Annotated in this window: 14 protein-coding genes and 1 tRNA gene; 13 read left to right on the forward strand and 2 right to left on the reverse strand. The window is 41.4% G+C overall.

Annotation, left to right across the window (positions count from 1 at the left end):
* Nucleotides 1-11: 11 nt before the first annotated feature.
* Both FTV41_RS04225 and mtlD read left to right on the forward strand, forming a co-directional pair.
* A complete protein-coding gene (locus FTV41_RS04225) occupies nucleotides 12-422 on the forward strand; it encodes a PaaI family thioesterase (RefSeq protein ID WP_096901103.1) in 411 nt (136 codons plus the stop codon).
* A gap of 194 nt (nucleotides 423-616) precedes the next feature.
* Nucleotides 617-2,746 carry a bifunctional mannitol-1-phosphate dehydrogenase/phosphatase gene (gene mtlD, locus FTV41_RS04230; protein WP_179996179.1) on the forward strand — a complete coding sequence of 710 codons (2,130 nt, stop codon included), beginning with the start codon at nucleotides 617-619 and terminating at the stop codon, nucleotides 2,744-2,746.
* Nucleotides 2,747-2,924: 178 nt separating this feature from the next.
* On the opposite strand, the gene nadB is transcribed toward mtlD, so the two are convergent.
* Nucleotides 2,925-4,559, reverse strand: a complete 1,635-nt coding sequence (gene nadB, locus FTV41_RS04235; RefSeq protein WP_179996180.1) for an L-aspartate oxidase — start codon at nucleotides 4,557-4,559, stop codon at nucleotides 2,925-2,927.
* 331 nt (nucleotides 4,560-4,890) lie between these two features.
* On the opposite strand from nadB, the gene FTV41_RS04240 reads away from it, so the two are divergent.
* The 11 genes from FTV41_RS04240 to FTV41_RS04290 all read left to right on the forward strand — a co-directional run bounded on the left by FTV41_RS04240 (nucleotide 4,891) and on the right by FTV41_RS04290 (nucleotide 14,341).
* The gene (locus FTV41_RS04240; RefSeq protein ID WP_096901100.1) at nucleotides 4,891-6,273 is read left to right on the forward strand and encodes a Do family serine endopeptidase; all 1,383 of its coding nucleotides are present in this window, start codon (nucleotides 4,891-4,893) and stop codon (nucleotides 6,271-6,273) included.
* A gap of 167 nt (nucleotides 6,274-6,440) precedes the next feature.
* The gene (locus FTV41_RS04245) at nucleotides 6,441-6,896 is read left to right on the forward strand and encodes a thioesterase family protein (protein ID WP_004971726.1); all 456 of its coding nucleotides are present in this window, start codon (nucleotides 6,441-6,443) and stop codon (nucleotides 6,894-6,896) included.
* A 309-nt stretch (nucleotides 6,897-7,205) separates the two neighbouring features.
* Nucleotides 7,206-9,023, forward strand: a complete 1,818-nt coding sequence (gene lepA / locus FTV41_RS04250) for a translation elongation factor 4 (protein WP_004971725.1) — start codon at nucleotides 7,206-7,208, stop codon at nucleotides 9,021-9,023.
* Between the two features lie 21 nt (nucleotides 9,024-9,044).
* Nucleotides 9,045-9,872 (forward strand): signal peptidase I, encoded by an 828-nt coding sequence (gene lepB / locus FTV41_RS04255; RefSeq protein ID WP_004971724.1) that lies wholly within the window; start codon nucleotides 9,045-9,047, stop codon nucleotides 9,870-9,872.
* A gap of 24 nt (nucleotides 9,873-9,896) precedes the next feature.
* Complete coding sequence (locus FTV41_RS04260; RefSeq protein WP_004971723.1) at nucleotides 9,897-10,268, forward strand: DUF4845 domain-containing protein; 372 nt, start codon at nucleotides 9,897-9,899, stop codon at nucleotides 10,266-10,268.
* Complete coding sequence (gene rnc, locus FTV41_RS04265) at nucleotides 10,240-10,941, forward strand: ribonuclease III (RefSeq protein ID WP_004971722.1); 702 nt, start codon at nucleotides 10,240-10,242, stop codon at nucleotides 10,939-10,941. The genes FTV41_RS04260 and rnc overlap by 29 nt, the downstream gene beginning before the upstream one ends.
* Entirely contained in the window at nucleotides 10,938-11,966 is a 1,029-nt protein-coding gene (gene era, locus FTV41_RS04270; protein WP_004971721.1) for a GTPase Era, read from the forward strand. The genes rnc and era overlap by 4 nt, the downstream gene beginning before the upstream one ends.
* Before the next feature lie 22 nt (nucleotides 11,967-11,988).
* On the forward strand, nucleotides 11,989-12,189 hold the full coding sequence (locus FTV41_RS04275) for an NF038104 family lipoprotein (protein ID WP_019837686.1): 201 nt from the start codon (nucleotides 11,989-11,991) through the stop codon (nucleotides 12,187-12,189).
* A gap of 8 nt (nucleotides 12,190-12,197) precedes the next feature.
* Nucleotides 12,198-12,911 (forward strand): DNA repair protein RecO, encoded by a 714-nt coding sequence (recO, locus tag FTV41_RS04280; protein ID WP_026438306.1) that lies wholly within the window; start codon nucleotides 12,198-12,200, stop codon nucleotides 12,909-12,911.
* Nucleotides 12,912-12,922: 11 nt separating this feature from the next.
* Nucleotides 12,923-13,648, forward strand: coding sequence for a pyridoxine 5'-phosphate synthase (gene pdxJ / locus FTV41_RS04285; protein ID WP_179991220.1), 726 nt, complete (start codon nucleotides 12,923-12,925; stop codon nucleotides 13,646-13,648).
* A 39-nt stretch (nucleotides 13,649-13,687) separates the two neighbouring features.
* Nucleotides 13,688-14,341, forward strand: coding sequence for a tRNA-(ms[2]io[6]A)-hydroxylase (locus tag FTV41_RS04290; RefSeq protein WP_004971715.1), 654 nt, complete (start codon nucleotides 13,688-13,690; stop codon nucleotides 14,339-14,341).
* A 281-nt stretch (nucleotides 14,342-14,622) separates the two neighbouring features.
* Here the strand turns inward: FTV41_RS04290 and FTV41_RS04295 are convergent.
* A tRNA-Asn gene (locus FTV41_RS04295) sits at nucleotides 14,623-14,698 on the reverse strand.
* Between the last annotated feature and the right edge of the window lie 144 nt (nucleotides 14,699-14,842).

The following is a 14,842-nucleotide window of genomic DNA, read 5'->3' on the forward strand; positions in this document are numbered from 1 at the left end:
GAATAGTAAATATGACCAAAGACGAAATTATTGAATTTTTAAAAGTTGAGTTTCCGCAAAGTTTGGAAAAATGTGAAATTGTGTCCATCACGCCACGTGGGGCATTGGTGAATTATCACATCGATGAACGTGATTTACGCCCAGGTGGTACGGTATCAGGGCCGACTATGATGACTGTTGCAGACTATGCACTTTATATCGCCATTTTAGGGGAGTTGGGTTTGGTGGCTTTGGCGGTGACCAGTAATTTAAACATCAACTTTTTACGCAAGCCCGCAGCAGGCCGTAATTTACGTGGTGAATGTCGCTTAATGAAAGTAGGGAAAAACCTCGTGGTCGGTGAGGTTTGGGTATATTCCGAAGGTGTAGATGATGCCGTGGCGCATGTCACAGGGACGTATTCGATTCCACAGATTGGCTGAGAATAAAGTCAGCTTTATCTTAATTTTAGTTACTTATATTTACCATGTGGTTACATATGTACACATACCACATGAAAATCAGGGTTTGATTGGTTGAAAAATAATCACAAATATTTCATTTTATGTTTTTCATATAGATCAAATCTGCTTTTGTCTAAGCTAGCAACCCGTAAGTAATAAAACAAGGGAGCTAAATGCTTAAATTTAAGAACAATATTGTTCATGGAGCAATCTTTGATATGGATGGAACAATGTTTGATACTGAACGATTACGGTTTCAAACATTGAAGCAGGCATCTCAGGAGCTCATTGGCGTTGAATTTTCAGACGTATACCTCATGCAATGTTTGGGTTTGAGTGCAAAGAGCGCTGAACAACTGGCTCAAGCAGAATATGGTGCAGACATTCCTTACCGTGAGATCCGTCAGCGTGCTGATGAACTAGAACTAGAAAGTGTGCGCAATTTTGGTGTGCCCATTAAAAAAGGTTTGTTGCAGGTATTAGAGCGGTTACGAAAGTCTGGCTTGAGAATGGCGGTTGCTACGTCTAGTCGTCGTGCCATTGCCGAAGAATATTTGATTAATGCCAATGTCTATAAGTTTTTTGATGTATTAGTTTGTGGCGATGAGGTGCAACAGGGCAAGCCACATCCTGAAATTTTTATAACAGCCGCACAAAAAATTAATCTAGAACCCAGCGAATGTTTCATGCTGGAAGATTCTGAAAATGGAATCAAATCTGCACATGCAGCGGGTGGCATAACCATACTATTTCGGGATATCAAAAAACCTAATGCTAATATGTTGTTACTCACGCAGCATTATTACGCAAGTATGCAAGCTTATTTAGATGACTTAAATCAAGTTATTCCTGTATTGGAAATGCCGAGTTTACAAGAGGCCTTCCCGCAAACTTTAAATCAGTTGAGTGTGGGGATTCATGGTTTTGGTGCAATAGGTGGGGGCTATTTGGCCCAAATTTTATCGCACTGGGATGGCTATACCCGTCCTAAACGTATTTATGCTTCTACACGGAATACCTTATATCGTTCTGCAGTAAACGCCTTTGGAACGTATTCAATTCGTTATGGACAATGTTCTTATGATGAACGAATTGAAAATATGCACATCATTGATGCGGAGAACTTGCAGCAGACGCAGCAAATGTATGTGGAGTCGAGCCTAATTGCATTATGTTTGCCTGAACATGCTTTACAGCAAGAGGCTAAAGTAATTGCGCAGGGCTTATATGCCCGTTTTATAGCGCAAGTTGAACTCCATCAGCCTTTAACTATTTTGGTAATTTTAAATAAAGTTGGGGCAAAACAGCTCTTGATGACGCATATTCATCAGGCGTTAGAGGCGTTGTTGGATCCCGATACGGCAGCCAAAATTATGGCGCAGCATTATTTTTGCGATACTGTCGTAAATAGAATGGTCTCTAAATTAAGCGATCAAAACTTATATCGCCAATTACGCATCAAGTATAATATTTTTAAGCAATTTCAGTTGGATGACGAAGCAGAGCCAATTGAAATTGAAGACAATACTCGATTGCAGCCTGAGCAAGAGCGTCAAGCCACCTTATATGTAGAAGATTTAAGACGCAATTTTCAGCCCAGTCACATTTTGCAAAGTATGGATTTAATTTTATTTCATGCTGAAAGTGACATGCCTATTTATGTGGAAAATGCCAGTCCATTATTGCAACACATGCGTCAAATGATTTTGGTAGATGATATTGCCGAAATCCAACTCATTAAAAATCGTTTATGGAATGGTGTACATGCCATGATGGCTTGGTTATCCAGTTTAATAGGGCATAACAGTATTGGTGTCGCAATGGCAGACCCATTGGTTGCAGATTTTACCCGCGCTGTTTCGGCACAAGTAGCGTTGGGATTAGCTGCACAGTTGCCGCATCGTCAGCAAAACTTAAAGCATCTGGCACAGAGCTTTCTGGACTCATGTGAACATGCCTATAAAGACCCGTGTCAGCGTGTGGCACGTGACCCTTTGCGTAAACTCTCAGCCAATGAACGGGTGATGGGTGCTTTGATTTATCATCTGCAGCATGATTTAGCTGCAAATTATGTGCAGAAAGGAGTGGTGTTGGGCTATCTGTATGCAATTAAAATGCAGCAGTTGGGGGCTCAAGCAGCATTACAGCATTTGTCAAAACAATTGCAAAATGCGCCTATAGACGAACAGACACGGCAGCAATTGCAGTACATAATTAGCCACCAATTACAGCAACTATTGGCTGGTCAAGTTCGCTTAGAAGCATTTATTCAAGATGGTACTCAAGTTGCAGCCGTAATCTAAAACTCAACTTGATGAATTCTTGGGGGGAGGTTTAGTAAGTTAACGTCATCATATTCAAAATGATAAAATATCGAATCGTGTTATGGAACACGATTCGGTGCTTTCTTGCATTAGAATTCAAATGCACTTTATTCACAGATACTTTTATGCAAATGCTGTTGTGTAACAAGCAATCAGATCACTCATTCACCAATGGAGTTTCCACTTGGAAATTTGGTGGAATGAGCACAGTTTTACGCAATTCAGGCGCAAGCTCTGGATAATCTAGCGTGAAGTGTAAACCACGTGATTCTTTGCGTTGCATGGCACAGCGCACAATCATTTCAGAAACCAGAACCAAATTACGCAGCTCAATCAAGTTTTTACTGACTTGATAGTCCTGATAATACTCGGTGATTTCACGTTTTAGCATTTCAATACGGTGTAAGGCACGCTCTAAACGCTTAGTGGTGCGTACAATGCCGACATAGTTCCACATGGTTGCACGTAGCTCATCCCAGTTTTGTAAAATCACCACATCTTCGTCAGGGTTCGTCACTTGCGAATCATCCCAAGCAGGAACTTCAGGCGAGCTATAATCTGCAGTGTAATGGGCTTCAATATGTTTGGCGGCAGCCATTCCATAGACAAAACATTCTAAAAGAGAGTTACTTGCCATACGGTTAGCGCCATGCAAACCTGTATAAGAAGTTTCACCAATCGCATATAAACCTGCAATATCGGTTTGACTATGTTCATCCACCATTACTCCGCCACAAGTGTAGTGGGCAGCAGGTACAACAGGAATCATATCGGTAGTGATATCAATGCCCAATTCCAGTAAACGTGCATACAGCGTTGGGAAGTGTTCTTTCACAAATTCTGCAGGTTTATGGGTGATGTCTAACCACACATGACGAATACCTAAGCGTTTGATTTCATAGTCAATCGCACGTGCTACAATGTCACGTGGCGCCAATTCTGCACGCTCATCAAAACGCAGCATAAAACGCTCACCATCGGGTAAACGCAAATATGCACCTTCACCACGCATGGCTTCAGTAATTAAAAACGAACGTGCTTGGGGATGATACAAACAGGTCGGGTGGAATTGATTAAACTCCATATTTGCCACACGGCAACCTGCACGGTATGCCATGGCCATACCATCACCTGTGGCAATGTCTGGGTTAGATGTATATAGATAGGCTTTCATTGCGCCGCCGCAGGCAAGTGCAGTAAATGGAGCAAGGAAGGTATGTACTTTTTGAGTACTTTCATCTAGTGCATATAAGCCCAATGAGCGATTAGCTTCGTTTAAACCAAGCTTTTGTGAGGTAATCAGGTCAATGGCAATATAGTTTTCAAATATCGTGATGTTTTGCTGTTCTTGAGCACGTTGCACCAAAGTCGTGGAAATTGCACGACCTGTTGCATCGGCAGCGTGAATAATACGGCGCTGAGAATGGCCACCTTCACGGGTTAAATGCAATTGCTCTTGTTCGTCTAAGGTAAACTGCACACCATGTTTGAGCAGAAAATCTACCGAAGGTTTACCGCCTTCCACCGTTTGTTTTACGGCGTCAATTTCACATAAATGTGCACCTGCAATCATGGTGTCATCTATATGTTGTTCAATTGAGTCGGTTTCATCAAGGACTGCAGCAACACCACCTTGCGCATAGAAGGTGCTGGCTTCAGTTAGGGTAGATTTTGCCAAAACGGCGATTTTGAAATGCTGGGGTAATGAGAGCGCTAAACTCAAACCTGCACCACCACTTCCCACAATAATCACATCAAATTGATGTGTTGTGTTTAAATTAGGCATGTCCATCAGCTAATTTGAAAAAAGTTGGATAATGACACCCCTTTTTACAGAAAAAGGCAAGTGCGAAGTGGATTTGAATAATGAAAAAAAAGAATAAACTGGCAACTTTTATGGAATATCCCACTTTTATTGTGATTCGATTCCACGCTTTTCATTTATAGCACTTTGGCGCATCATTTTTGATGGGTCAAATATAAGATGCTATCTCAGCTATCCTCCACAGTGCCTGCCAAACCGTAATTGAAAAAGATTCAACATTTTATTACGCAAAAGCCTATTATTTTGTGCTAAATAAGGTGAGTTCAAAGTCATAATTATTATTGAGTGAATGCTATTTATGAAAAATCGCAACTTAAAAAAAGGTTTATATGCGGCTGTTTTTACTATGGCAACTGTGCAGACTCAAGCAGCACCACCAGTAGACTTTTCTAATTTGGTTGAGCTGGTTAGTCCTGCGGTGGTGAGTGTCAATGTTGTCAAAAAAATGAGTCAGGAAGAACTCTTACAACAACAGGTTCCAGAAATTTTACGCCGTTTTTTTGGCAATCAAGTGATTATTCCTCAACAGCAAATTCCACAAGAAAAAACAGGTTACGGCAGTGCCTTTTTTATCAGTAAAGATGGATACCTTTTAACCAATCACCACGTTGTTGAAGATGCTTCTAAAGTTACCATTGTACTGAATGACCGCCGTGAACTTGATGCAACTGTCGTGGGTAGTGATGAACGTACCGATGTCGCGTTATTAAAAGTGCAGGGCAGCAGTTATCCAGAACTGCGTACAGGCAATGTCGATCAATTACGTGTAGGTGAGCCTGTACTTGCGATTGGTTCACCATTTGGCTTTGACTATTCTGCATCGGCAGGAATCGTGAGTGCCAAAATGCGTAATATGATGGGTGAAACTTCAGTGCCATTTATTCAGACCGATGTGGCGCTTAACCCAGGTAACTCAGGCGGGCCACTATTTAACCAGCGCGGTGAAGTGGTCGGCGTGAACTCCCGTATTTTTAGTGGTACGGGTGGTTATATGGGCTTGTCATTCTCCATTCCTATTGATGTTGCCATGGATGTTGCCGATCAGTTAAAGCGTAACGGTAAAGTGACTCGTTCTTATTTAGGGGTGAGTTTGCAAGATATTGACCGCAATTTGGCAGAATCTTATAAACTCAGTAAGCCTGAAGGTTCATTAATTACTCAAGTTGCACCAAACTCACCTGCGGCACGTGCAGGTTTGCGCGCGGGCGATGTGATTCTTAAATACAACGGCACACCTATTTCCAGAACGTCTGAATTGTTGAACTATTTAAACCGTTCAGTGCCAAATCAAAGTATTCAGCTTGAAGTATTACGCGATGATAAACGCCGTAATATTACCGCTACGGTGAGCACAGCACCTGACGACACGCCTGCCAAAAACAACCCTGACACAGCAGCCAAAGGCCCTGTTTTAGGGGTGTCGATTCGTGATTTAAGCGTTGCAGAACAACGCCAATTAGATATTAAAGGCGGTGTGCTGATTCAGGAAGTGCGTCGTGGTGGTTCGGCAGCTCAGGCACGTATTATGCCAGGTGATGTGATTGTGCAACTGAATAACACCACCATCCAAAATGCCAACCAATTTGTTGAAACAGTATCTACCTTGAAACAAGGTACAATTGCGCGTGTGGTGATTATCCGTCAAGGGCAACGTGCGATTATTGGCATGCGTATTCAATAAGTTGAAGTGGCATAAAATCGTAAATCTAACTAAATTTAGCATATTGCTAAACTTTAGATAGTCACTTATTTTAAGAAAGTCGCTCTTGAACTGGAGCGACTTTTTTTATGTAACTCGGTATTTTTGTTAGACTAGACCGACATCGCCGTTTTAGTTAAAAGGATGACATGAGCAGCATATTTGATTTAAAAATCACCGTACAGCCAGAACATATTGATATTTTAGGGCATGTAAATAATGTGGTGTATGTGCAGTGGATGCAGGATGTAGCATCGGCACATATCGAAACATTAGGTTTAGGGGTGCTGGAATACTTAAAACTAAAACATGCGATGGTGGCGGTGGAACATCATGTGCAATATCGTAAAGCGGCACTCGAAGGTGAGGAGCTGATTTTGCGTACATGGTTAAGTGATTTGAATGCGTTGTATTCATTCCGCCAATATGCGTTTTATCGCCCTCAAGATAAAAGTCTGCTGTTTATGGGCAATACACAATGGGCTTGTGTGGAAATTGCTACAGGTCGTCCAAAACGCATGTCACCGACATTTACGCAAGCCTATCAACCCCTTGCTGCTGATGTGAATCCGTTGGATTTTAGTGAGTATGATTCATTAAGATGAGTTGAAGCACCAAGTGTAGCGTCATTGAAAGTTGCTGCATGTTATTGCTGTCGATGTTGTTAAAGAGGGTATTCACCTGTTTCAAATAGCATGAAGTATTCTTCAATTCTCACTTTAATTACGACACACATCTCTGCATAAAAAGCCTGAAACTCTCGAATAAAAAGAAAAACGCGTGAGGCTGCAAAAGGAAGTCATTATTATGGATACATTGAAAAATCCATCTGCTATAATCCTTCGCAATTTCTATTCGGCTTTTGCTCTGCATGAATTTTGAGGTGCAGAGCGTGTTATTTTTCAAGGTAACCCATGGCGCAAGCTAAAAAAACTGTTGATATTAAAAACATCCGTAACTTTTCGATCATTGCCCATATTGACCATGGTAAATCGACTCTAGCAGATCGTTTCATTCAAACCTGTGGTGGTTTACAAGATCGTGAGATGCAAGCTCAGGTGTTGGATTCTATGGAGCTTGAGCGTGAGCGTGGGATTACCATTAAAGCCACCTCAGTGACTTTATACTACAACCATCCAAATGGTCAGGAATACCAGTTAAACTTCATTGACACCCCAGGACACGTTGACTTTTCCTATGAAGTATCACGTTCTTTGGCAGCTTGTGAAGGTGCGCTATTGGTAGTCGATGCGGCACAAGGGGTAGAAGCGCAATCAGTTGCAAACTGCTATACCGCAATTGAGCAAGGCTTAGAAGTTTTACCTGTACTGAATAAAATTGATTTACCGCAGGCAGAACCTGAGCGCGTGATTCATGAAATTGAAGAAATTATTGGTATCGAAGCGCAAGATGCACCCACCTGTTCGGCTAAAACAGGTTTAGGCATCGACAATGTATTAGAAACCTTGGTGAATGTCATTCCTGCACCACAAGGTGATCGTGATGCGCCATTGCAAGCCTTAATTATTGACTCATGGTTTGATAACTATTTGGGCGTTGTGTCGCTGGTACGTATCAAGCAAGGTCGCGTGCGTAAAGGCGATAAAATGTTGATGAAATCGACAGGTCAAACGCACATTATTACCTCAGTTGGTATTTTTAATCCAAAACATACCGAAACAGGTATTTTGGAAGCAGGTGAAGTTGGCTTTGTTATTGCGGGTATTAAAGATATTTTTGGTGCGCCAGTGGGTGATACCATCACACTTGCAACGACACCAGAAGTAGAAACCTTACCAGGCTTTAAAAAAGTTAAGCCGCAGGTTTATGCAGGTTTATTCCCAATTGATGCCAGCGACTTTGAACCGTTCCGTGAAGCCTTGCACAAACTACAAATTAACGACTCAGCTTTGTTCTTTGAACCTGAAAGTTCAGATGCTTTAGGCTTTGGTTTCCGTTGTGGTTTCTTGGGCATGTTGCACATGGAAATCGTACAAGAGCGTTTAGAGCGTGAGTACGATTTAGACCTAATTTCATCGGCACCAACGGTTATTTATGAAGCTGTGATGAAAAATGGCGAAACTGTTTATATCGACAGTCCATCTAAAATGCCTGATGGTTCAACTGTAGAAGATTTGCGTGAACCGATTGCGGAATGTCATATTTTAGTGCCGCAAGAATACTTGGGTAACGTCATGACCCTATGTATTGAGCGTCGTGGTGTGCAAAAAGACATGAAATTCTTGGGTAACCAAGTGTCTATTACTTTTGAAATTCCAATGGCAGAAGTCGTGATGGATTTCTTTGATAAATTGAAGTCATGTTCACGTGGTTTTGCATCGTTAGATTATAACTTTGTGCGTTTTGAAAGTTCATCTTTGGTTAAAGTAGATGTACTGATTAACGGTGAAAAAGTTGATGCCTTAGCGATGATTTGTCACCGTCAGGATGCACGTCACCGTGGTATTGCCTTGGTTGAAAAAATGAAAGACTTGATTCCGCGTCAAATGTTTGATGTGGCTATTCAGGCTGCCATTGGTGCACAAATTATTGCGCGCTCAACCGTGAAAGCGATGCGTAAAAACGTACTTGCGAAGTGTTATGGCGGTGACGTTTCTCGTAAGAAGAAACTACTTGCCAAGCAAAAAGAAGGTAAGAAACGTATGAAGCAAGTGGGAAGTGTTGAAATCCCGCAAGAAGCTTTCTTAGCTGTACTTAAAGTCGAACGCTAAAATTATAAGGATAATAAACCCATGGATTTTGATTTTAATTTGATTCTCGTTCCTGCCACATTATTTTTTATTGCGGTGTGGCTGCTCGATAAATTTGTATTTAAGCAAAGAGCAACGAAAGGGCGAGGCAATGAAAACTTCATTATCACATGGGCTTATGATTTTTGGCCTGTTTTGGCAGTGGTGATGGTACTGCGTTCATTCCTGTATGAACCATTTAATATTCCGTCAGATTCTATGGTGCCAACCTTAGAAACGGGCGATTTTATTTTGGTGAACAAGTTTGAATATGGCGTGCGTTTGCCAATTATTAACAGCAAAATTATAGATGTGGGTTCGCCTGAGCGTGGCGAAGTTGCGGTGTTCCGTTATCCACCACAACCAAGCATTAGTTATATTAAGCGTATTGTCGGTTTACCAGGCGATCATATTGTTTATGATCATGGTCAGCTGAGCATTAATGGCGAGAAAGTAACGAAAACCCCAATCCAGTTTAGCCGTGAAAAAGACAGTCTAGATACACCTACTTCAATTTACCATCAGGAAACTTTAGGGGCGCATACATTTACCATGCGCGAGCTTGAAGGTGTAAACGTGGCGCGTCAGGCACCATTCCTGAACTATGTAGACAATGGTAAATATTCAGCAGAAAATGGTTTATATTGGGAAGTCAAAGTACCTGAAGGTCATTACTTCGCGATGGGGGATAACCGCGATCAAAGTGCTGACAGTCGTTTTTGGGGTTTTGTACCAGAGGAAAACCTAACAGGTCGTGCATTCTATGTGTGGATGCATAAAGAGCCTGGGTTTAATTTGCCGTCATTTAGTCGTAACGGCAAAATTGATTAATACAGCAGATTAGGAAAATAAAAAATGCGTCATCAACAAGGGGCATCCTATATTGCAATTTTAATTGCAATTATTGGTTTTGCATTTATGGCAAAAGTGGCAATTGCGGTTTGGGGACCATATTTCGATGATCGAATGTTGGACAATCAAATTGAAGAGCAATTGTTGAATGGGCCAAAAAACCTATCACCACAAAAGTTTATTGGTGAAATGGACAAGCGTTTAAGCATGAACAACATTCGCGATATTAAATTTGCAGATGTAGCTCAAGTGACCAACGTAGATGGTTTAGAAGTGAAAAAAGAATATGAAATAAGAAAACCTTTCTTATTGAATATTGATATTGTAATGAAGTTCGAGAAAAGTTTTGATCAAAGCTCAGTCCAAGCTAAATGAGACCCGTCTAGCCAGCCGAATCGGTTATCAGTTTAAGCAACCTGAATTGCTTAAACTGGCTTTGACTCACCGCTCGGTGAGTCATAAACACAATTACGAACGTCTGGAATTTCTAGGCGATTCGTTATTGGGAATGATTGTTGCCAATTATTTATATGTGGCTTATCCACATGAAAATGAAGGGCGTTTAACGCGCATGCGGGCAACACTGGTACGTCAGGAAGCCTTAGGCAAAATTGCCAATGATTTAAAGCTCAGCCAAAATTTAATTCTCAGTACGGGAGAATTGAAATCTGGCGGTCATCATCGTGAGTCTATACTGGCAGATACCGTAGAAGCGATTATTGGCGCTATTTATGTCGATAGCGGTGATTTGAATTTGCTGCAAACGATTGTGCTAAAATGGTACAGCCCTTATTTAGATCATATTGAGCCAACTGATCAACTCAAAGACCCTAAATCACGCTTACAAGAGTATTTACAAGCACGTAAAAAACCTCTCCCGGTTTACGAGGTTGTAGATATTCAGGGCGATGCACCGAATCAGCATTTCATTGTGGAATGCCGAGTCGATAGCTTACCTGTAATGAAGGGTGAAGGTTCAAGCCGTCGCTTTGCCGAGCAGGCAGTTGCGGCAGATATTTTAAAATTCTTGGAGCAAAAGTCTGAATGACCATCCATTCCGATCACGTAGATGCTGATCACGAGTCGAATAACGACGCCAATGACCTAATTAACCAATTCTTTAGCGGTCAGGGAACTGAAATTCCATCTGATTTCCGCAGTGGTTTTGTTGCGATTGTTGGTCGCCCGAATGTGGGTAAATCGACCCTCATGAACCACTTATTGGGTCAAAAACTATCCATTACTTCACGTAAACCGCAAACCACACGTCACAAAATTGTGGGAATTGATTCACGTGAAAAATCTCAGGCTGTGTTTGTAGACACACCAGGGATGCATAAAAAAGAAGTCCGTGCCATCAACAAAATGATGAACCGTGCTGCATCATCTGCTTTGCGTGATGTGAACTTGGTTTTGTTTGTGGTGGATGCACAAAAATGGACGCAAAATGATGAGTTAGTCCTAGAAAAGCTGAAAAATGCAGAAATGCCAGTGATTCTGGTGATTAACAAACTCGACACTTTTGAGAATAAAAATCAGGCTTTGCCGATTATTCAAGAACGTGCCAAGTTAATGAACTTTGCCGAAATTGTACCTGTATCGGCATTGCGCGGCGCGAACCTAGATCATTTGCGTGACACGATTGAACGCTATTTGCCATTCCAGCCACCGTTGTATTCGCTAGATCAAATCACAGACCGTTCAGAACGTTTCTTGGCATCTGAAATTATCCGTGAAAAGATCATGCGCCAATTGGGCGAAGAACTGCCTTACGATTTAACCGTGCAAATCGAATCATTTAAAACTGAAGATGCGGTTTTAAATGAAAAAACGGGTCGTATGAAAGCACCATGTACCTATATTGATGCCACTATTTTTGTAGATCGCTCTGGTCAAAAAGCCATTGTGATTGGTGAAAAAGGCGCGAAGCTGAAAAAAATTGGTATGGATGCACGGGTCGACATGGAAAAAATGTTCGAGCAAAAAATCATGCTGACGCTTTGGGTGAAAGTCAAAGGTGGTTGGTCTGATGATGAACGTGCATTAAAAAGCTTAGGATATAGCGATATCTAAGTTTGACGAAAAGGGAACTGTGATGATGAAAGTGTTGGCCATTGTGGCATGTATGTTTGTCTTGCAAGGTTGTATTCACAAAGTTGTGACAGTTCCCGTAAAAGTTGCCTACAAAACTACAAAGGGTGTGGTGAAAGGCACTGCTGCTGTAGTTGGTGCTGTCATTCCAGATGGTGATGACGAAGAAAAATCCAAACAAGAATCCTCTAAAGAACAGGATTAATTGACGCTATCATGCGTAATGAAATCTTGCATGGTTATTTAATCCATCATCGAAAATACCGCGAACGTAGCCATATTGTGCACTTGTTTACCCGCGAACATGGGCGGGTTGATGGTATTTTAAGACAAATGCCACCGCCACAATATCAACCGATTCGCATACAAGCTTCGGGAAAATCAGACCTTAAAAATTTCACCAAGCTGGAAATTGTTAATCAACCGGTTTTCTTCTTTGGTGATGCATTTTTTTCAGGCTTTTATTTAAATGAAATCGTGCTGCGCTTATGTTCTGCCGAAGTGGAAATGCCAGAAACTTTTGTGCAATATCACCAGACTTTGGCGCATTTACAACACTTATCTAGTCAAGAAAATCCCAATCTATTCTTAAGACAAATTTTGCGTCAGTTTGAACATACTTTATTGGAAGAATTAGGCTATGGGATTGATTTTTCAGTCGATGCGAACCAAGAGCCGATTCAGCCCAATCTACATTATCATTTTCAACTGAATGATGGTTTTATCCCCACCGCGCAAGTATCACGAGCAAATTTGCTTGGCGCACAGATCCTGAGTATGTGCGACTATGAAAAAGGTAGGGATTTTAACCCAGAGCAGTTACAATTACTGTCTCGGCTGTATCGACAAATGATTAGTTCACTGTTGGGTGATCGACCTTTAAAAAGTCGCCAATTGTGGATTCAGAATTCTCAAACCCAAGCGTAATGTAGGAACCTATTATGGCTTTACTCGGTGTCAATATTGACCATGTGGCAACTTTAAGACAAGCGCGTGGCACGAACTATCCAGACCCTGTGAAGGCCGCATTAGTTTGTGAACAGGCGGGTGCAGAGGGGATTACTTTGCATTTGCGTGAAGACCGTCGTCATATTCAGGATGATGATGTGCGTCGTATGCGTCCGTTGCTAAAAACTCGTATGAATTTGGAAATGGCAGTTACTGAAGAAATGATCGAGTTTGCCAAAGAAATTCGTCCACAGCATGTATGTTTGGTACCTGAGCGCCGTGAAGAAGTAACCACTGAAGGTGGTTTGGATGTAGTAGGCAATTTTGCAGCAGTTAAGGCCGCTACTCAGGAATTAACAGCAATTGGCTGTGATGTGTCACTGTTTATTGATGCAGATCTTGCACAAATTGATGCGGCCGTTGCATGTGGTGCACCGACCATTGAAATTCATACAGGCGCGTATGCCAATGCAGGAAATGAAGCTGCACAGCAAGCCGAATTGACCCGTATTGTTCAGGGCGTAGAATATGCAGCTAGCCGTGGCTTAGTGATTAATGCAGGGCATGGCTTGAACTTGGACAATGTAGGTGCAATTGCCGCTATTCAACACATCCATGAGTTAAATATTGGTCATGCTTTAATTGGTGATGCTGTATTTGTCGGCTTGGAACAGGCTGTTAAACGCATGAAAGCTGCGATTGATGCAGCGCGTTAATCTGCATATTTAAAATTGAAAGATAAAATTTGAAACGTTATGTCCAGCATAAATTATGATGAATTGATGCAGCCTGTGATAGCATTTTTAGGCTGCGAAACACCCAAAGAATGGTTGAACGAAGCATTAAATAATTTAGATATTTTGATGCAAGATCATGCTAACTGTGAGAAAAAAGCAGCAGGCACAGCCATGAATCTGATGTTTCGTTACAGCTTTTTTACCGATTTGCAGGTCAAACTGGCACAGTTGGTACGCGAAGAAATGCTGCATTATGAGCAGGTGCTAGAGTTCATGGCAAAGCGTGGGCAAATGTGGCAGGGTTTAAGTGCAGGGCGTTATGCAGGCGGTTTACGTAAAGAAATCCGTACCTATGAACCTGAAGCACTAATTGATGTTTTGGTGATAGGTGCCTTTGTAGAAGCACGTTCATGCGAGCGGTTTTATGCGCTTGCGCCATTGGTAGATGAAGAATTAGGTAAGTATTACCGTTATTTACTGAAATCAGAATCACGGCATTATGAAGATTATTTGGCACTGGCTTTGGATGTAGCAAAAACAGCAAAACTGAAAAACCCTGAAGAAGATATTCAGGGGCGAATTCAGCATATACGTGAAGTGGAAAAGAATCTTATTTTAAGTCCAGATGATCTGTTCCGTTTTCATAGTGGTGTGCCTGTGCAAGCCGCTTAAAACTTGTAGATGATCTAAGATAGAAAACGGAACTTCGGTTCCGTTTTTTTATCAATCAAGTTATTGCTTAGGTATTTTGATTGTGGATTGTTGCCTAAGTCACTTAGAAATGATCAAGGCTAAGATTAGGAATTACATTAAGCTGAATTGCCCAAAACAGTTACATTCATCTTTTTGAACGATTAAGGCATGAATCGCTGCTTGGTTATTTACAGACCACATCATCCATAAATTTTAGGCAATAAAAAACCCAAGTCGTTATGCTTGGGCTTTTTAGAATTTGGCTCTCCCACCTGGGCTCGAACCAGGGACCTGCGGATTAACAGTCCGTCGCTCTACCGACTGAGCTATGGGAGAATCTGAATGCGATTATAAGCAGATTTAAGCAAGGGTCAAGCATAAATTGTCATGTTTCTTTCATTTTGACTTTATATGCTTTTTATTTGAACAAAAAACAAAATTTTATTAAAAAATCACCCACAAGACTTGCGTTACACAAAA

Source organism: Acinetobacter sp. YH16051 (assembly GCF_013417135.1).
In the GTDB taxonomy this organism is placed as follows: Bacteria; Pseudomonadota; Gammaproteobacteria; order Pseudomonadales; family Moraxellaceae; genus Acinetobacter; species Acinetobacter towneri.